The 17,713-nt window shown below is 62.2% G+C and carries 19 protein-coding genes; 15 read left to right on the top strand and 4 right to left on the bottom strand.

The features are described from left to right. Positions 1–16: 16 nt before the first annotated feature. Positions 17–727 carry an SDR family NAD(P)-dependent oxidoreductase gene (locus FEV51_RS02440; RefSeq protein WP_138615634.1) on the bottom strand — a complete coding sequence of 237 codons (711 nt, stop codon included), beginning with the start codon at positions 725–727 and terminating at the stop codon, positions 17–19. Positions 728–837: 110 nt separating this feature from the next. On the opposite strand from FEV51_RS02440, the gene sdhC reads away from it, so the two are divergent. The 5 genes from sdhC to FEV51_RS02415 are packed head-to-tail and all read left to right on the top strand — an operon-like array spanning position 838 to position 4,826. Then, a complete protein-coding gene (gene sdhC / locus FEV51_RS02435; RefSeq protein ID WP_138615633.1) occupies positions 838–1,218 on the top strand; it encodes a succinate dehydrogenase, cytochrome b556 subunit in 381 nt (126 codons plus the stop codon). Between the two features lie 9 nt (positions 1,219–1,227). Continuing rightward, positions 1,228–1,614, top strand: a complete 387-nt coding sequence (gene sdhD, locus FEV51_RS02430) for a succinate dehydrogenase, hydrophobic membrane anchor protein (protein ID WP_138615632.1) — start codon at positions 1,228–1,230, stop codon at positions 1,612–1,614. Continuing rightward, entirely contained in the window at positions 1,614–3,446 is a 1,833-nt protein-coding gene (gene sdhA, locus FEV51_RS02425; protein ID WP_171033009.1) for a succinate dehydrogenase flavoprotein subunit, read from the top strand. The genes sdhD and sdhA overlap by 1 nt, the downstream gene beginning before the upstream one ends. Position 3,447: 1 nt before the next feature. Next, positions 3,448–4,311, top strand: coding sequence for a glycoside hydrolase (locus FEV51_RS02420; RefSeq protein ID WP_246034397.1), 864 nt, complete (start codon positions 3,448–3,450; stop codon positions 4,309–4,311). A gap of 56 nt (positions 4,312–4,367) precedes the next feature. Then, complete coding sequence (locus FEV51_RS02415) at positions 4,368–4,826, top strand: hypothetical protein (RefSeq protein ID WP_138615631.1); 459 nt, start codon at positions 4,368–4,370, stop codon at positions 4,824–4,826. Here the strand turns inward: FEV51_RS02415 and FEV51_RS02410 are convergent. Then, positions 4,823–5,458, bottom strand: coding sequence for a peptidylprolyl isomerase (locus FEV51_RS02410; RefSeq protein WP_138615630.1), 636 nt, complete (start codon positions 5,456–5,458; stop codon positions 4,823–4,825). The two genes, FEV51_RS02415 and FEV51_RS02410, sit on opposite strands and share 4 nt — an antisense overlap. Positions 5,459–5,585: 127 nt before the next feature. Between FEV51_RS02410 and FEV51_RS02405 the strand changes: the two genes are divergently transcribed. Both FEV51_RS02405 and FEV51_RS02400 read left to right on the top strand, forming a co-directional pair. Next, complete coding sequence (locus FEV51_RS02405) at positions 5,586–5,975, top strand: BlaI/MecI/CopY family transcriptional regulator (protein ID WP_138615629.1); 390 nt, start codon at positions 5,586–5,588, stop codon at positions 5,973–5,975. Then, entirely contained in the window at positions 5,972–7,615 is a 1,644-nt protein-coding gene (locus tag FEV51_RS02400) for a M56 family metallopeptidase (protein ID WP_138615628.1), read from the top strand. The genes FEV51_RS02405 and FEV51_RS02400 overlap by 4 nt, the downstream gene beginning before the upstream one ends. A 71-nt stretch (positions 7,616–7,686) precedes the next feature. On the opposite strand, the gene ypfJ is transcribed toward FEV51_RS02400, so the two are convergent. After that, positions 7,687–8,538, bottom strand: coding sequence for a KPN_02809 family neutral zinc metallopeptidase (gene ypfJ / locus FEV51_RS02395; RefSeq protein WP_138615627.1), 852 nt, complete (start codon positions 8,536–8,538; stop codon positions 7,687–7,689). 88 nt (positions 8,539–8,626) lie between these two features. Here ypfJ and FEV51_RS02390 point away from each other — a divergent pair, with 88 nt between their 5' ends. From FEV51_RS02390 to FEV51_RS02370, 5 genes are all read left to right on the top strand, one after another. After that, positions 8,627–9,382 carry a 3-hydroxybutyrate dehydrogenase gene (locus FEV51_RS02390; RefSeq protein WP_222927433.1) on the top strand — a complete coding sequence of 252 codons (756 nt, stop codon included), beginning with the start codon at positions 8,627–8,629 and terminating at the stop codon, positions 9,380–9,382. A gap of 186 nt (positions 9,383–9,568) precedes the next feature. Next, a complete protein-coding gene (gene guaB, locus FEV51_RS02385; protein ID WP_138615625.1) occupies positions 9,569–11,023 on the top strand; it encodes an IMP dehydrogenase in 1,455 nt (484 codons plus the stop codon). Between the two features lie 15 nt (positions 11,024–11,038). Then, a complete protein-coding gene (locus tag FEV51_RS02380) occupies positions 11,039–12,217 on the top strand; it encodes an RsmB/NOP family class I SAM-dependent RNA methyltransferase (protein WP_138615624.1) in 1,179 nt (392 codons plus the stop codon). 61 nt (positions 12,218–12,278) lie between these two features. Continuing rightward, the gene (locus FEV51_RS02375) at positions 12,279–12,785 is read left to right on the top strand and encodes a tetratricopeptide repeat protein (protein ID WP_138615623.1); all 507 of its coding nucleotides are present in this window, start codon (positions 12,279–12,281) and stop codon (positions 12,783–12,785) included. 2 nt (positions 12,786–12,787) lie between these two features. Then, a complete protein-coding gene (locus FEV51_RS02370; RefSeq protein WP_138615622.1) occupies positions 12,788–13,303 on the top strand; it encodes a hypothetical protein in 516 nt (171 codons plus the stop codon). Between the two features lie 10 nt (positions 13,304–13,313). Here the strand turns inward: FEV51_RS02370 and FEV51_RS02365 are convergent, their stop codons facing one another. Further along, positions 13,314–13,787 (bottom strand): RNA pyrophosphohydrolase, encoded by a 474-nt coding sequence (locus FEV51_RS02365; RefSeq protein ID WP_138615621.1) that lies wholly within the window; start codon positions 13,785–13,787, stop codon positions 13,314–13,316. A gap of 190 nt (positions 13,788–13,977) precedes the next feature. Here FEV51_RS02365 and FEV51_RS02360 point away from each other — a divergent pair, with 190 nt between their 5' ends. From FEV51_RS02360 to FEV51_RS02350, 3 genes are all read left to right on the top strand, one after another. Then, positions 13,978–15,915 carry a 2-oxoacid:acceptor oxidoreductase subunit alpha gene (locus tag FEV51_RS02360; protein WP_138615620.1) on the top strand — a complete coding sequence of 646 codons (1,938 nt, stop codon included), beginning with the start codon at positions 13,978–13,980 and terminating at the stop codon, positions 15,913–15,915. Beyond that, the gene (locus FEV51_RS02355; RefSeq protein WP_138615619.1) at positions 15,912–16,946 is read left to right on the top strand and encodes a 2-oxoacid:ferredoxin oxidoreductase subunit beta; all 1,035 of its coding nucleotides are present in this window, start codon (positions 15,912–15,914) and stop codon (positions 16,944–16,946) included. The genes FEV51_RS02360 and FEV51_RS02355 overlap by 4 nt, the downstream gene beginning before the upstream one ends. A gap of 135 nt (positions 16,947–17,081) precedes the next feature. Then, positions 17,082–17,708: an EF-hand domain-containing protein gene (locus FEV51_RS02350; RefSeq protein WP_138615618.1), complete on the top strand. Its 627-nt coding sequence runs from the start codon at positions 17,082–17,084 to the stop codon at positions 17,706–17,708. Positions 17,709–17,713 lie beyond the last annotated feature (5 nt).

Genomic DNA, 17,713 nt, shown 5'->3' with positions numbered 1-17,713 from the left:
CCGATGTATTGTGGTCCTACCGCACATAGCTCGCTCCATTGGCATCCAGCGTCGCCCCGGTCAGCGAAGGCGGCGCGTCCAGTGCGCAGAATTCTATCAGTCTGGCGATTTCCTCTGGCTGTGCCACGCGGCCCAGCGGGATGTCGGTGAGTAGTCCGGCGCCGCCGCGGCTTTCCAGATAATCGCCTGCCATCGCGGTATCGGTGAAGCCCGGTGTGATCGCGAAGCTGAGGATGTTTTCCGCAGCATAAGCCCGCGCGATGCTCTTGTGCATGGCCAGCATCCCGCCTTTGGACGCGGCATAATGCCAGTGCGCGGGCGAATCTCCGCGGTGCCCGGCGCGGCTGGCGACGTGGACGATGCGGCCCGCAGTGCCGCGTTCCTGCCAGTGGCGGATCGCAAAGCGGCTCAGCTGGGCCGCAGCGGTCAGATTTATGCGCATCGTATCCTCCCACGCATCCAGCCAGGCGATGTCAGAGCTGGCCACGGGATTGGCGGCGAACAGCCCGGCATTGTTCACCAGCACATCAAGAGTGCCGCCAGCGCGGGCGAGCGCGGCCTCCCACAGTTCATGCGGGGCGGCGGGGTCGCGGAAATCGGCGGGCACGGTGTCGATTGCATCGCTGCGCGTCGCCTGCCCGATAACGCGCACGCCGCGCGTCTCCAGGGCGGTTTTGGCTGCTGCGCCGATGCCGCGGCTCGATCCGGTGAGGAGTATGTTGGTCATGGCCAAGCGCTATCCGAAAATTTCGCTGCCTTGTCGAGCGGGCCTGCCTTGCCTCATGCGCCAGCTTCGCTAAGGGATGACCTTCCAAATTCACCAATCGGACAAGTATCATGGCCGAGCGCCCGCTCTCACCGCATCTTTCGATCTGGAAATGGGGACCGCATATGGCGGTCTCGATCCTGCACCGGGTTACCGGCGACGGGCTGGCGCTGGTTGGTCTGGGCGTGCTGCTGTGGTGGTTGGGCGCGATGGCAGGCGGGGAGGAAAGCTATGCGACCTTTACTGCTGTGATGACCAGCCCGATTGGCTGGATCGTCATGGTCGGCCTGTCATGGGCGTTTTTCACCCATATGATGAGCGGGCTGCGCCATTTCGTGCTGGATATTGGCGCGGGTTACGAACTTGACACCAACAAGATGTGGTCGGTGCTGGCACCGGTCCTCGGCATTCTTCTCACCATCGCCTTCTGGGCGGTCATCTACCTCAAGTGAGCTGCACCCATGGGTAACGGAACCTCAATCGGCCGCGTGCGCGGACTGGGCAGTGCGCATCATGGCCCGCACCACTGGCTGCTGCAACGCTTTACCGCCATCGGCAATCTGGTGCTGATGATGTTTCTGGTTGTCAGCTTCGCGCTGCTGCCAGCATATGATTTCACCACGGTAACAGGCTGGGCGTCCAAGCCGATCCCGGCAACCGCGCTGGCGCTGCTGGTCATCTCGACCTTCTGGCACGCCAAGCTTGGCCTGCAGGTGCTGGCTGAAGATTACGTCCACACACCGGGCAACAAATTCGCCGTGCTGGCGCTGCTCAATCTGGCGGCCATTGGCGGCGGGGTATTCGGACTTATTTGTATTGCGCGCCTCGCGCTTGGAGGAGCCGCCTGATGGCCCACAGCGACACTTTCACCATTGGCGACACGGCCTATCCGATCATCGACCACACCTATGATGTGGTGGTTGTGGGCGCGGGCGGTTCGGGCCTGCGCGCCACGATGGGGGCTGCCGAAGCTGGTCTGAAAACCGCCTGCATCACCAAGGTGTTCCCGACCCGCAGCCACACTGTGGCCGCACAGGGCGGGATCGCCGCATCGCTGGGCAATAACACCCCCGATCACTGGCAGTGGCATATGTATGACACCGTCAAGGGATCTGACTGGCTGGGTGATCAGGACGCGATCGAATATATGGTGCGCGAAGCACCGCAGGCGGTTTACGAGCTGGAGCATGCGGGGGTGCCGTTCAGCCGAAATGCCGACGGCACCATTTATCAGCGCCCGTTTGGCGGGCATATGCAGAATATGGGCGAAGGCCCGCCGGTCCAGCGCACCTGCGCCGCCGCCGACCGTACCGGCCACGCCATGCTGCACGCGCTCTATCAGCAGAGCCTGAAATACGCTGCGGACTTCTTCATCGAATATTTCGCCATCGATCTGATCATGAAAGATGGCGCCTGCGTCGGCGTGATCGCGATGTGTCTGGATGACGGGACGATCCACCGCTTCCGCTCGAAATCGGTCGTGCTGGCAACCGGCGGTTATGGCCGCTGCTACTTCACCGCGACCAGTGCCCATACCTGCACCGGCGACGGCGGCGGAATGGTGCTGCGCGCGGGCCTGCCGATGCAGGATATGGAGTTCGTCCAGTTCCACCCCACCGGCATTTACGGCGCGGGCGTGCTGATTACCGAAGGCGCGCGGGGCGAGGGCGGTTACCTCACCAATTCCGAAGGCGAGCGGTTCATGGAACGCTATGCCCCATCGGCCAAGGATCTCGCCAGCCGCGATGTCGTATCGCGTTCGATGGCGCTGGAAATGCGCGAAGGGCGCGGTGTCGGGCCAGAGAAGGATCACATCTTCCTGCACCTCGACCATATCGATCCGGCCATTCTGGCGGAACGGCTGCCCGGCATTACCGAAAGCGGCAAGATCTTTGCCGGCGTCGATCTGACGCGCCAGCCGCTGCCCGTGACACCCACGGTGCATTACAACATGGGCGGCATCCCCTGTAATTATCACGGCGAGGTCGTGACCATCGGCGCGGACGGCAATCCGGAAACTGTGGTCCCCGGCCTGTTCGCCGTGGGCGAGGCGGCGTGCGTGTCGGTGCACGGTGCCAACCGGCTTGGCTCCAACTCGCTGATCGATCTGGTGGTGTTTGGCCGCGCGACCGGGCACCGGCTCAAGGAATTGATCAAGCCGGGCACCTCCCATGACGAATTGCCCAAGGATTCGGCAGAGATGTCGCTGTCACGCCTCGACCATTTCCGCCACGCCTCCGGCGGTTCGCCCACCGCACAGATTCGCGGCGAGATGCAGAAGACCATGACCCGCCACGCGGCGGTGTTCCGCGACAGCGCACTGTTGTCCGAAGGTGTCGAGAAGCTGACACAGATCAACAGGCGGATGGAGGACGTCCACGTCACCGACCGCTCGCTCATCTGGAACAGTGATCTGATCGAGACACTCGAACTCGACAATCTGATGGCGCAGGCCAATGTCACGATGGCGTCGGCAGAAAACCGTAAGGAAAGCCGCGGTGCCCACGCGCACGAGGACTTCCCCGACCGCAACGATGCTGAATGGATGAAGCACACTGCCGCTTGGTTTGAAGGCTGGGGCGGCAAGGGCGGCGGCGTCAAGATCGACTACCGCCCGGTGCACGAATTCACCCTGACGGATGATGTGGCTTACATCGAACCGAAGAAGCGGGTTTATTGATTTGCAGCGGCGAGTTTTATGGCTCGCCTCGCTGGTGCTGTGCGGCTGCACAACTGTGCCCGCCGCACCACCCAGCGCGCTAGGTCTCGACCCGTTTTACCGGAGCTATCTGGCTGCTGAGGGTATCCCGATCATCGCGTCTGCAAAGGTGCCGCAGGAGGCCCTCCTAGCCGCGCGCGACATGGCGCAAGGGATGATCGCCCATCGCCCTGACCTGGCGCGGTGGCTGGCGGCGAACGATTACCGGATTGCGTTGATTGCCGAGGACGAGGCGCTGCTCGACCTGCCCGAATTGCGCGACTGGAAGAAACCGGCGCGTGATGATGTGCGGCTGACGCGGTGCGAGCTGAAGCATTACGACGTGCGGATCGGCGCGCTGTCCGACCGCGCCTATTGGAATGCCCGCGCACGGGGCACTGGCGGGCGGCATATGGTCGGGTCCGAAGAGGATGTGCTGGGCCTGCCCACCACCCGCTATTGGGGCGAGACGATTTTCGTCCACGAATTTGCGCATCAGATACTCGACGCGGTGCGGCATACCGATCTGCCGCTCTATGCCGAGATTGAGAGCGCCTATGCCGATGCCAAGGCGGCGGGGCGGTTCCAGAACGAATATACTATGACCACGGCAGATGAATATTGGGCCGAGGGCACGCAGTTCTGGTTCAATTCCAACCGGCTGCAGGTGTTTGGCGGGCGCCGCATTTTAAATCACACCGATTTGGCGGAATACGACCCTGCGCTCTACGCCGCGCTGGGGAGGGTCTATGGCGACAACCATCAGCTGAAATCCGATCCGTTCTATATGCATTCGGGCCGCGTACCGCCCGGTCCGCCGCCCGAGAACACTGCCGAAGTCTGCTGAGTGTAACCATTTGCCGTCTTGCCACGAACCTGAGGGGACGTTTCAGGAGGCAAACCATGACGATACGCAATGGAATTATCGCAGGACTGGTCGCGGGGCTGGTGTTTCTGCTGGTCGAAATGATGCTGGTGCCGACCGTTGGCGGCGGAGCATTATGGGGTCCGCCGCGCATGATGGCGGCGATCGGCATGGGGCCCGATGTCCTGCCGCCGCCTGCAACTTTCGATGCAGCTATCGTGATGGTGGGGATGATCATCCACTTTGTGCTGTCAGCCGTGCTGGGCGCGCTGTTCGCTTTGGCGATGCGCAGTCTGGACCTGTCGCGCAACATGGTGATGCTGGTTGGAATGCTGTTCGGGCTGGCAATCTACTTCGTTAATTTTTACGGCTTTACCGCCATGTTCCCGTGGTTCGCGATGGCGCGCGGCGCGATCACCGCTTTCGCGCATCTTGTGTTTGGCGGCGTGCTGGGCTGGTGTTTGGTGCGCAATAAGAGTGCGGGTGTTTCCACTTAGTCGGACGTAGCAGAGGCCTCCACCCGCCGGGCGCTGATGATCGTTACCGGATCGGCCAGCATCTGGCCTTTCATCCAGCCTTCGCCCTTATCGGGATCGGTCGGCGCGGCGTGTATTGCCTCGATCACAGCCATGCCTTCGGTGACGAAGCCGAACACCGCATAGCCATCGCGCCAGACCTGCTCCTCCGCCTCGGGATTGGCGTCCAGAGCGGGCTGGTCCTGTACCATGATCGAGAAATCGCCGGTCGAACTGCCCGGCAAATCCATCGCCATTGAAACCGCGCCGCGCGTGTGGCTAAGCCCGGTCAGCGTGGTCGGCTCATGCGCGATCGGCGGCAGAATACGGTCAGGGTCATACTGCGTGCCCGCCTGCACCAGGCCATTTGGCTGCTCGCCAAAATCCAGCCGCATCGCGCGATAGAACACTGTGCCATCGAAGCGTCCATCGTCGACATAGCGCAGGAAATTTGCCGCCGTGATCGGCGCGCGCTCGGCCTCCAACGTGATCGTGATCGCGCCCAACGAGGTTTCCAGCACGACCTGCGGCAGCGGCGCAGCATCATCATGCGCGGCCAGCGGGGCGGTGAAGAACAGCGCAAGCAGCGCGACGAAGCGGGCAAATGAAGTCATTCGTCTATCGTGATCACTCACTGGTCGAGAAGCAAGCGTGATCGCGTCTGGTTCATCTGTGGTTTAGATTTACAGGCGTAATCGTAATGGCTACAGACGTAATCGAGAACGAGGCGCGGGAGGTCCCATGAGGAAGCGTAACGAAGCCAAGGGTGAACGGATCAGCGAGGCTGAGCTGGCCATTATGGAAGCCCTGTGGAGCCAGAGCCCGCTCACCGCCTCCGAAGTGTGCGACGAAGTTTGCGCCGCGCGGGGCTGGTCGATGCCCACCGTCAAAACGCTGCTCAGCCGGCTGGTTGCCAAGGCCGCAGTGGCGACCGAGCCGCAGGGCCGCCGCTTTCTCTATCGCCCGCTGATTGCACGTGCCGACTATGTTGGCGGCGAATCCCTGCGGCTGGTCGACCGCCTGTTCGGAGGCCGCGCAGCACCCTTGTTCGCGCATCTGGCCGAGCGGGAGGCGTTGACCGATGAAGACCTCGCCGAAATCGAGGCGCTGCTCAAGGAGATGCGCAAATGAGCCCGCATCTCTCCCAATTCCTGATCGACACCCTGCTGTGGACCGGTGCGCTGGTCGCGCTGGTCCTTGTCCTGCGACGCCCGGTGGCCCGGTATTGCGGGGCGCGTGCGGCCTATGCCCTGTGGCTGCTGCCCGTGCTGCGCCTCGTGATGCCGCCGCTGGTACTGCCCCGCTGGTTGCAGCCAATTGGTGAAGCGCAGGCCCCGGTGCAGGGATTGGCTGGCGAGGCGATGACCGTGGCGGCTTCGGGCGCTGAAATTGCCGGACGGGTCGGCGCTGTGCCGGAAGCGCTGCCATCCCCCGTCGATCTGACCACACCGCTGTTGACGCTGTGGCTGGGCGGTGTTGCGATCTTTCTGGCGCGGCGTTTTGCCCTGTATCACCAATTGCGCCGCGAATTGCTGGACGAGGCGCGCCCGGTGGGCGAATCCGGCCGGGTCCGCCTGATCGAAACCCCCGCCATCTCCGGCCCGATTGCCTTTGGCGTGCACGACAAGGTTATCGCCTTGCCGATGGGTTTTATGGTCAGCCGGGACAAGCTGTCGCGCGATCTGGCGCTGGAGCACGAGCTGGCGCATCACCGCGGGCAGGATCTTCTGGTCAATATTCTGGTCCAGCCACTGTTCGCGCTGCACTGGTTCAACCCGCTGGGCTGGGCCGGTTGGCGCGCGCTGCGCCGTGATCAGGAGGCGGCCTGCGATGCCCGCGTGGTCGCCGCCCGGTCCCAGACAGAGCGCGCCGCTTATGCCGGTATCATCGCCGATTTCGCGCGCCGTCCGGGGGCAGCCCCGCGCTTTGCTCTGGCTGCGCCCATGGCGTGCCCGGTGCTGGGTGACAAATCGATTATTCACCGTTTGAGGAGCCTGTCCATGTCCGATATTTCCCCGCGCCGCCGCTTGGCCACCCGGCTCGCCTTTGGCACTGCGCTGGTGGCGCTGCCACTGACGGCATCGATCAGCTATGCGGAGATTCCGGCTCCAGAGGTGCCGATTGCACCGGCACCGCTGGTTTCGCTGACCTCTCCGGTCCCGCCAATCGCGCCACTTGTGCCGCCCGCTCCCGAAGCCCCTGCTGCGCCGGACGTTCAGAGTGTCGAAATCGATACCATGGCCTGGACCAGTGAGAGCGATGAGCTCGAAGAAGAATTGTCCGAACTGGATGAGGAATTGCGCGAAGTCGATCGCGAGCTTGCAGCAGCCGAGCATGAGATCATCCACGTCCAGCGCAAGATTGATAAGAAAGGTCACAAGCATGTGACGCGCCATATCCATCGCCGGTCTCACGACGGGATGACCGCGGAACAACGGGCAGAGCTGCGCACCGAAATGAAAGAACTGCGCAAGCAATTCGGCGAAAATGGCGAAGTGCGCCGTCAGATGCGGATTGCCATTCGCGAGGCTAAGGCCAATGCGCCTGAGGTTGTGGTCAGCTGCCGCAGTCCCGACAAGCCAGTGACATCCGAGACCACCGCCGATGGCAAGACCCGGCTTTACGTCTGCGAAAGCGCCGCAGCCAATATCTCGCGCGATGCGATCAGCAAGGCGCGTGCGGCCATCGCGGCGGAGCACAATATTCCCGCCGAAGCCCGCGCCGAGGCATTGAGCGCTCTGGACGAGGAATTGGCACAACTGCCGCGCTGACAAGAGGTCCCCCAAGGAAAGGGCGCCGCCAGCGATGGCAGCGCCCTTTTTTGTGGCTCGATTAGGTCAGATTACCCGATATTCGTGATCCGGTCACAGGCGCGGTCATCGCCCTGAAGCCCCAATCGCAGGGCATCGCTGCGCTGCTTGCTGGTGCCGTGGGTGAAGTTTTCCTTGCTCACCCGTCCGCCGGTTAGCGCATCGTCGCCAATAGCAGAGGCGGCGCGCAGACCTTCCTCCATATCACCCGGTTCGATCAGATTGCGGTTCTTGCCCGCCCAGACCCCGGCATAGCAATCTGCCTGAAGTTCCATCAGCACCTGCAGCTGGTTGGCCTGACGCTGGTTTTGTTGCTGCGCACTGGCAATCTGGCCCGCGATGCCGGTGATCGTCTGGATGTGATGGCCATACTCATGCGCGATTACGTAATAGCGCGCGAAATCACCCGGCGCGCCCAGCTTGCGGTCAAGCGTCTCATAAAAGCTGGTGTCGATGTAAATCGTCTGGTCGCCGGGGCAGTAGAACGGCCCCATTGCTGCGCTGCCCGAACCGCACGCGGTCCGAACGCCGCCCTTGAACAGGTCCAGCGCGGGTTGTTTGAACTGGTATCCCTGTTCCTGAAACACGCGGCCCCAGGTCTGGTTGAGCGATTGCAGCGCGTTGCATGCCTCGTTGGAATATTGGCTGCTGGTGCAGATCGCCTGTTCGTCTGTGCTGGATGGACCGGCTTGCTGGGTGCCCTGAACGCCTTCGACCACACCGATGGTCTGCATGGGGTTGATCCCGAAGACCAACGCACCGATGGCCGCGATAACCAGCGTGCCGCAGCCCACTTTACCGCCGCCACCACCAGGAAACCCGCCGCCTCCTCCGCCACTTGAACGGACATTGATGTTGCCGGTGTTGAATGGATTGAGACGCATGAATTCCCCCAAAATTTAGGCCGCTGGACAGCGCGGCAAAACCACGCGATGGCCGCTGTCGATATTTCTTAAACGCATGGAGGCCATTTTGTTTCTCGAAGGAAAGCGCGCACTTGTTACCGGCTCCACCTCGGGCATCGGCCTGGCGATCGCTCGGGCGCTGACGGCGGAGGGTGCGAAAGTGGTGCTCAACGGCTTTGGCGATGCGGACGAGATCGCTGGATTGTGCGAAGAACTGGGCGCCACCCATTCGGGTGCCGACCTGACCGATGTGACTCAAGTCGAAGCGTTGATGGCAGAGGCTGGGCCGGTTGATATCCTGGTCAACAATGCCGGAATGCAGCACGTCGCGCCGGTTGAGGAATTCCCGGTGGATCGCTGGGATTTGATCATGGCGCTCAATCTGACCGCCGTGTTTCACACCTCGCGGCTGGCAGTGCCGGGCATGAAGGCCAAGGGGTGGGGGCGGATCATCAACACCGCCAGCGCGCATTCCAAGACCGCCTCGCCCTTCAAAAGCGCCTATAACGCCGCCAAACACGGGCTGGACGGATTCACCAAGACCATCGCACTGGAACTTGCAACACACGGCGTTACCGCCAATTGCATCAGCCCAGGCTATGTCTGGACCCCGCTGGTCGAAGGCCAGATACCCGACACGATGAAAGCGCGCGGCCTGTCGCGAGACGAAGTAATCAATGACGTGCTGCTGGCGAAGCAACCGACCAAGAAATTCGTTCAGCCCTCCGAAGTGGGCGCATTGGCCGTGTTCCTATGCCGCGAGGAAGCGGGCAATGTGACAGGCGCAAACTGGAGCATCGATGGCGGGTGGACGGCGGGATGAGGATTTAAGGCCTCTGCAATACGATCACCCCGGATCAAGTCCGGGGTGACGTTTGGAGGGGGTGGCGGGAAGCTGTGGGTTTGATGGAGTGGGTTCTGCACTAGCGCCCGCGCCAAAGCGTCGTTACATGGGCCGCCACGAATCCTCCCCTGCATCGGGGGCGCGAAGCACTAGAAAGTGGCAGTTATGGACATCCCTATTGGCCTGACATTTGACGACGTTCTGCTGCGTCCGGCCGAGAGTGATATTCTGCCCTCTATGGCCAACACTGCCACGCGGCTGACGCGTTCTATCTCGCTCAATATTCCCATCGTATCCTCAGCAATGGATACCGTGACCGAGGCGGATATGGCGATTGCTATGGCCCAGCTGGGCGGGATTGGCGTGCTCCACCGCAATATGGAAGTGGACGAGCAATGCGCCGCTGTGCGCGCGGTCAAGCGGTATGAGAGCGGCATGGTGGTCAATCCGATCACCATCCTGCCCGACGCCACGCTGGGTGATGCGCAGGCGCTGATGACGCAGCACCGCATCAGCGGCATCCCGGTTACCGATCGCGGCGGCAAGCTGGTGGGTATTCTGACCAATCGCGATGTCCGCTTTGCCGAAAACCCGCGCCAGCCGGTTCACGAACTGATGACCGTTGAAAATCTCGCCACCGTGCCGCTGGGCACCGGGCAGGAGGAGGCACGCCGCCTGTTGCACCAACGCCGGATCGAAAAGCTGCTGGTGGTCGATGATGCGGGCAAATGCGTTGGGCTGATCACGGTCAAGGATATCGAAAAGGCGGTCGCCTATCCCAGCGCCACCAAGGACGAAACCGGCCGCCTGCGCGTCGCCGCAGCGACCACTGTGGGCGACAAGGGGTTCGAACGGACTCAGGCACTGATTGATGCCGAGGTGGATGTGATCGTGATCGATACTGCGCACGGCCACAACAAGGATGTCGCGCGCTCGGTTGAGCGGGTGAAGAAACTCTCCAACGCGGTGCAGGTTATTGCCGGCAATGTCGCCACCGCAGAAGCCACTCGGGCGCTGACCGGAGCGGGTGCGGATGCGATCAAGGTGGGCATAGGCCCGGGATCAATCTGCACCACCCGTGTGGTGGCGGGCGTCGGCGTGCCGCAGCTGACCGCGATCATGGATTGCGCCGAGGCGGCGGACAAGGATGGCGTGCCGATCATCGGCGATGGCGGCCTGCGCACCAGCGGCGACGCGGCCAAGGCTCTGGCGGCGGGCGCATCCTGCGTCATGGTCGGATCAATGCTGGCGGGCACTGAAGAGGCGCCGGGCGAAACCTTTATCTATCAGGGCCGCAGCTACAAAAGTTATCGCGGGATGGGCAGCGTCGGCGCAATGGCGCGCGGCAGCGCCGACCGCTATTTCCAGCAGGACGTCAGCGCGCAAAAGCTGGTGCCCGAAGGGATCGAGGGGCAGGTGCCTTACAAGGGCTCTGCCGCGGTTGTGATCCACCAATTGGTGGGCGGCGTTAAGGCTGCAATGGGTTATACCGGCGCGGCCACCATTGAAGAACTGCGCAAGCGCGCCAAATTCGTCAGGATTACCAATGCAGGTCTCGCCGAAAGCCACGTCCACGACGTTGCCATCACGCGTGAAGCGCCCAATTACCCCTCACGCTAAGACCGGGGCAGTACTGTGACGCCCGCCGCGCGGGTCCAGACCGCCATCGAATTACTCGATTCGATCATTGAGGCGGCACGGGGCAAGGGCGCGCCTGCCGACCGCATTCTGGCTGAATGGTTCCGCTCGCACCGCTTCGCCGGGTCCAAGGACCGCCGCGCGATCCGTGAACTGGTGTACGCCGCCATCCGCGCTTGCGGCCCGGTGCCCGCCAATGGCCGCGCCGCGCTGTTGCGACTGGGCGAGGTGGATGCTTCGATAGTCCCGCTTTTCGACGGGTCGAATTATGGCCCCGCCGCCTTGGAAGATGACGAGCAGGCCGCCAAAGGCGGTATCGCGCCAGAGTGGCTGGAGCAGCGGCTCGCCGCCTCTGATGTGACCGGCGATGAAGCTGCCGCAATGCTGGGCCGGGCACCGCTCGACCTGCGCGTCAACACGCTCAAGGCGCAGCGGCCGACGGTTGAACTGCCCGTGGATGCCGAGCCAACCGCAGCGCCCAATGGTCTGCGGATGGCAACCGGCACGCAGGTTGAACAATGGGCGCAGTGGCGTGACGGGTTGGTCGAAGTGCAGGACACCGGTTCGCAGTTGGCATGCCTCGCCGTTGATGCCAAACCGGGTGAGAACGTGATCGATTTGTGCGCTGGCGGCGGGGGCAAGACGCTCGCGCTGGCGGCGATGATGGACAATCTGGGCGCGCTGATCGCTGCCGATACCGACCGTGGCCGCCTCTCGCGCCTGCCCCCGCGTGCCGGACGGGCCGGGGCCACTATGATCGAAAGCCGCCTCCTCGATCCGGGCCGCGAAATGGACGTGCTTGCCGATCTGGCGGGACTGGCCGACGCGGTGCTGGTCGATGCTCCGTGCTCGGGCACCGGCACATGGCGCCGCAATCCTGAGGCACGCTGGCGGTTGGACGAGGCAGAGCTGCAAAAGCTGGCCGCCACGCAGGCGCATATCCTCGATCTGGCGGCACAGCTGGTCAAACCCGGCGGGCGGCTGGTCTATGTCACCTGTTCGCTGCTCGATCAGGAAGGGGCGGGGCAGTTCGATGCATTCCTGACGCGCCACCCCACTTTCGCACCGCATCCGCTAACCCTTCCGCTGGGCACGCCGCGCGGCCACGGTGTCCGGCTCAGTCCGCTGAGCGACGGGACCGACGGATTTTTCATCGCCTGTGCAGCAAGAGCATGATAGCCTGAGCATCATGGCCGACTTGCCACCACGCGAACGATCTGCCGCTTTGGAGACAATCATGCGTTTTGCCCCCGCTGCCGCCGCGCTGTCGCTGGCCCTTGCAATCACCGCCAGCACCAGTTGGGCGACCGAACGTGATCCCGATCCGCGCGCCGGTGTGCTGATCGCCGAAGGCCGCGCCGCACTGGCCAATGACCAGCCGCAAGAGGCGATTGACGCCTTCGAAGCCGCATTGGCAGTCGATCCCGGCTACACCCCGATCTTCCTTGAACTGGCCGCTGTCGCGCGCAGCGAGCAATTGCAGGGCAAGGCAATCCGCTATTACCGCGAAGCACTGACGCGCAATCCCGGCAGCCTGGCCGCGATTGCAGGCGAGGGTGGGGCGCTGTTGGAAAAGGGCGCAGTCGAGAAAGCGCGCGCCAATCTGGCCAAGCTGGAAAGCCTGTGCGGAACGAATTGCCCCGAAACACAGCAACTGGCCACGATCATCGCCGCCGGTCCGCAGCCGCGTGTGCTGACTGCCGAGGCAGTGCTGCCGGAAACACAGGTTACTCAGGACAATTGAGCATGGACCGCCGCCATGCGCTTGGCCTGGCTGTTGCCCTGCCTGCGCTTGCAACCGCGGGGCGCGCTGCCGCCTGCTCCATCGCAGTCGACAGCCCTGAAGTTTACGCCGAGCGTGTCCCGCAAGTTGTGAAGCTGTTCAACAGCTGGTGGCAGCGCGATGAAATCGGATTTCTCGGCGCGCTGGTCGGTCCGCGCAATACCGACGGCACACCCACTGAAGCAATGATCCGCCAATACATCGCAGTGGCGGAAGATCGCGAACCGCAACGGCTGTTCGACACGATGTTCACTGAAAAGAAAACCTACAAGCAGCTTGTCACTGTGACAGCCGTGGGCGAGCGGGTGTTCGTCGCCGCAAGCGAGCAGGGCGCTGGCGGGATCGGCCCGGATTGTTCCAATATGCCAATCCTGCACTTGTTTCTGGTCGGGTATGAATACGGCCGTCCGCGAACAATTCGCCTGATCGAAAGCGAAGTGTGGAGCGGTTACGGACAGGCTTCCAGCTGGAATTTGTAAAACAAGCCGGTCAAACCAGCTCGCGGAATGCCTCGACCACGGCGCGATAGACGCGTTTTTTGAATGGGACGATCAGCTCGGGCAGCTGGTCTGCATCAACCCATTTCCACTCGCAGAATTCGGCGGGATCGTGCGCGTCCAGGTCGATATCCTCGTCCTGCCCGGTAAACCGCGCCAGAAACCACACCTGTTCCTGCCCGCGATATTTGCCGCCCCACAGCTTGCCAATCAATTCTCCGGGCAGATCATAGCGGATGGATTCGTCCATCTGGCGCAGGATCGTGACGTGTTCCGCCCGCGCGCCGGTTTCCTCGGCCAGTTCGCGCAGCGCCGCCTCGCGCAATTCCTCGCCCGGATCCACGCCGCCTTGCGGCATCTGCCAGAAATCGCCCTCCCGGTTGTCGATCCGGCGGCCGACGAAGGCCTTGCCGTCGCTGTTCACCAGCATGACCCCGACACAGGGGCGATAAGCCAATTTCGTCATTTCGCGTGATTGCCCCTGACATTGCATGGTTTCGTTGCTTTTCGGGACTTAGCGAAGCGACAAGGCTTTGCCAGCCGTGAATTTGCAGGTAGCAGAGAAATTGTTGATTGCGAGAGGCAGGGGCGGCCCCTAGGTCGCCGTCCCGACACAAGGGCGCCAATTTCGACGGCGCGCAACAAGGATACAACGGATGGCCACTGCCGCCGCCACGCCTCAAGAGGCGCTTCCCCATTCTCCCGAGGCCGTAGTCGTGCGTTTTGCCGGCGATTCGGGTGACGGAATGCAGCTGACCGGCGGACAGTTCACGCTGTCAACCGCGCTGGCGGGCAATGATCTGGCGACTTTCCCTGATTTCCCCGCCGAAATCCGTGCGCCGCAAGGCACGTTGTTCGGCGTGTCGGCGTTCCAGATCAATTTTGGCAGCCGCTCTATCGACACTGCGGGCGATGCACCCGATGTGCTGGTGGCGATGAACCCGGCGGCGCTGAAGGTGAATGTCTCCGCGCTCAAGCCCGGCGGACTGATCATTGCCGACACTGGCGAGTTTTCGAAGCGCAATCTCGACAAGGCGAAATACGACAGCAATCCGATTGAGGATGGCAGTCTGGCCAAATGGGATGTGCTGGCCTTCGACATAAGCGAGCGCACGATCGAGGCGGTCAAGCCGTTCGGCCTGGGCAAGAAGGACGCGCTGCGCTGCAAGAATATGTGGACGCTGGGGCTGGCGCTGTGGATGTTCGACCGTCCGCGTGAGCCGATCCATGACTGGCTGCGTGCCAAGTTCAAAAGCAAGCCCGATCTGGCAGAGGCGAATATCGCGGCGCTGGATGCGGGCCATGCCTATGGCGAAACGGCGGAAATCGCCGGGCCGCTGCGGCAGGTGCATGTCGATCCCGTACCGTCGGAGCCGGGTCTCTATCGCACGATAACCGGCGCGGAGAGCGTTAGTCTGGGTCTGGTCGCAGGCGCGCAACTGGCCGAACTGCCGATGTTCTTCGGCGGCTATCCCATCACGCCCGCCAGTGCGATTTTGCATCATCTGGCGCGGCTCAAGGAATTTGGCGTCACGACCTTCCAGGCGGAAGACGAGATCGCCGCGATCTGTGCTGCCATCGGCGCCAGCTATGCCGGTCAGCTGGGTGTCACCAGTTCCTCTGGCCCCGGCATCGCGCTTAAGGGCGAGGCAATGGGGCTGGCGATCATGACCGAGCTGCCGCTGGTCATCGTCAACAGCCAGCGCGGCGGGCCAAGCACCGGCCTGCCCACCAAGACTGAGCAGAGCGATCTCTATCAGGCGGTCTATGGTCGCAATGGCGATGCGCCGATGCCCGTAGTGGCAGCGTGCAGCCCCGGCGATGCGTTCGATTGCGCGATCGAGGCATGCCGCATTGCGGTGGAATATATGACCCCGGTGATGCTGCTGACCGATGGCTATATCGCCAATGCGGCGGAGCCGTGGAAAGTGCCAGATCCGGCGACCTACACGCCGTTTCCGGCCAAATTCCTCGAACAGAAGAACGCTGGCGACACTCTGCTGCCCTACAAGCGCGATGCCAAGGGCGCGCGGCCGTGGATCAAGCCCGGCACACCTGATCTGATGCACCGCATCGGCGGGATCGAAAAACAGGTCGACACTGGCCATATCGACTATGCGCCCGACAACCATCAGGCGATGACCGACGCGCGCCGCGACAAGGTGCTGGGCGTCCGCATCCCCGATCAGGAGGTCTGCCTGGGCGAGACTTCGGGCAGGCTGGCGGTCGTCGGCTGGGGTTCAACCTTCGGCCCGATCCATCAGGCCGTGGGCCGCGCCCGCGCCAAGGGGCTGGACGTCAGCCACATCCACGTCCGCCACATCTGGCCGTTGCCCGCCAACCTTGGCGATTTGCTGAAAAGTTTCGATCATGTGCTGGTGCCGGAAATGAACACCGGCCAATTCAAGACCGTATTGCGTGACCAATATCTGGTCGATGCGCAGCCGCTGACCAAGACCAGTGGGCAACCCTTCCAGATCGCCGAAATGGAGGCGGCTATCGCCAAGTTCTTTGACGGTATCGAGGGCAATGAGGGCGGCGAGGTGCCAGCGAACAATCAGCAGCTTCCGAGCACAGAGGGCGGAAATCCATGAACGCACCCGTAAAATTTGAAACCACGCTCAAGGACTGGGAAACCGATCAGGAAGTGCGTTGGTGCCCCGGATGCGGGGACTATGCGATCCTGAAGGCGGTGCAACGCACTTTGCCGCAGCTGGGTGCTGATCCGAAGAACACCGTGTTCATCAGCGGTATCGGCTGTTCGAGCCGGTTTCCCTATTACATGGAGAGCTACGGCTTTCATACCATCCACGGCCGCGCGCCTGCTGTGGCGACGGGGGTAAAGCTGGCCAATCCCGATCTCGATATTTGGTTGGTGACGGGCGACGGTGACGGATTGTCTATTGGTGGCAATCACTTGATGCATGTTCTTCGGCGCAATGTGAACATGCAGATCATGCTGTTCAACAACGAGATTTACGGACTCACCAAGGGCCAGGCATCGCCGACTAGCCGCGAGGGGACCAAATCGCCTTCCACCCCCCTGGGCAGCTATGACCATCCCGCTCGCCCCGCCGCGTTTGCGCTGGGCGCGGGGGCGCGCTTTGTCGGGCGCGGGTTCGATGTGTCGAAGAAACTGCCCGAAGTGCTGACCGCAGCGCACGCGCATCAGGGTGCTGCCTTCATCGAGATTTTCCAGAACTGCATCGTTTACAACAAGGACGTGTTCGAAGATTTCGCCGCGCCCAAAGGCGCCGAAGATCGCCAGCTATGGTTGGAAGATGGCGAGCCCATGCTGTTCGCCAAGGATAGCAAGGGCATTGCCGTGGACCGCGACCGGCTGGAATTGAAGGTCGTCGATGTGGTCGATGGGGACTGGCAGGCGGCGGGCGTGATCGTCCACGACGCCACCAACCGCTCGATCGCACACATGTTGGTTGAAATGCCGTTTGGCCCATACCCGATGGCGCTGGGCGTGCTCTACGACGATCCGCGTCCGACTTTCGAAGCTGCCGTAATCGACGAACGCGCGCGCTCTAGCGAGGGCAAGGAACCCAATCTGGCGCGGCTGCTGGCCAAGGGGCAGACTTGGACTGTGGACGGGACTGCCCAAGATCCGATCTGACTTGGCATAGCGCGGGCAAATTTTGGCTGCCGAACAATTGGTTAGCGCTCCGGACGCCTTTTTTTGAACAGAATTGAGAATACTGCGTTGTCATATCATCGAAGCCGAAAATTCGGCTTTCAGACGCAGGAGACGATGATGACCAACAAGCTTCTTTTTGCCGCAGCCAGCGGCATGGCACTGATGTTGTCGGCGTGCGGCGATGCCGACACGGTCGACAATACTGACATGGCGGCTAGCGAAATGGACACTGGCGATTTGACCAACATGGACGGTGATATGGCTGCAGTGAACGATTTCGATCCAATGAGCCGCGACTACACGTTGTCGGCCGAACAGAAAACACGCCGCGATGCTTTTGACATGGCCGCTTTTCGTACCGATTACGACAAGTATCGTATGGAAATGGACAAGGATAAGTCCATGAGCGAAATGACGCGCGACAAGTGGGAATATTCCGCGCTTGACCGCAACCGCGACGGCAAGCTCTCGGCAGCTGAATACGCGTTCTATGCCGCTCCGATGGGTTCTACCAAGATGGATGATGCCCAGCTCGGTAAACTGGCGGATTCGTACTATTTCTACGACGCCGATGGTGATGGTTATATTTCGGATAGCGAATTTACCAGCATTCGCAGTGGCAGCATGAATGACGACAAGACGATGTCCGATGGCAACATGTCGGGTGACAAGATGGGTAACGAACGCCCAATGACCGGCAAGGACAAGAACGATCCGACCTACGGTCAGCCGCAAACCTGAGCTGC

Source organism: Qipengyuania marisflavi (assembly GCF_005884405.1).
GTDB lineage: Bacteria > Pseudomonadota > Alphaproteobacteria > Sphingomonadales > Sphingomonadaceae > Qipengyuania > Qipengyuania marisflavi.
This window is presented reverse-complemented; position numbering and strand designations above follow the sequence as displayed.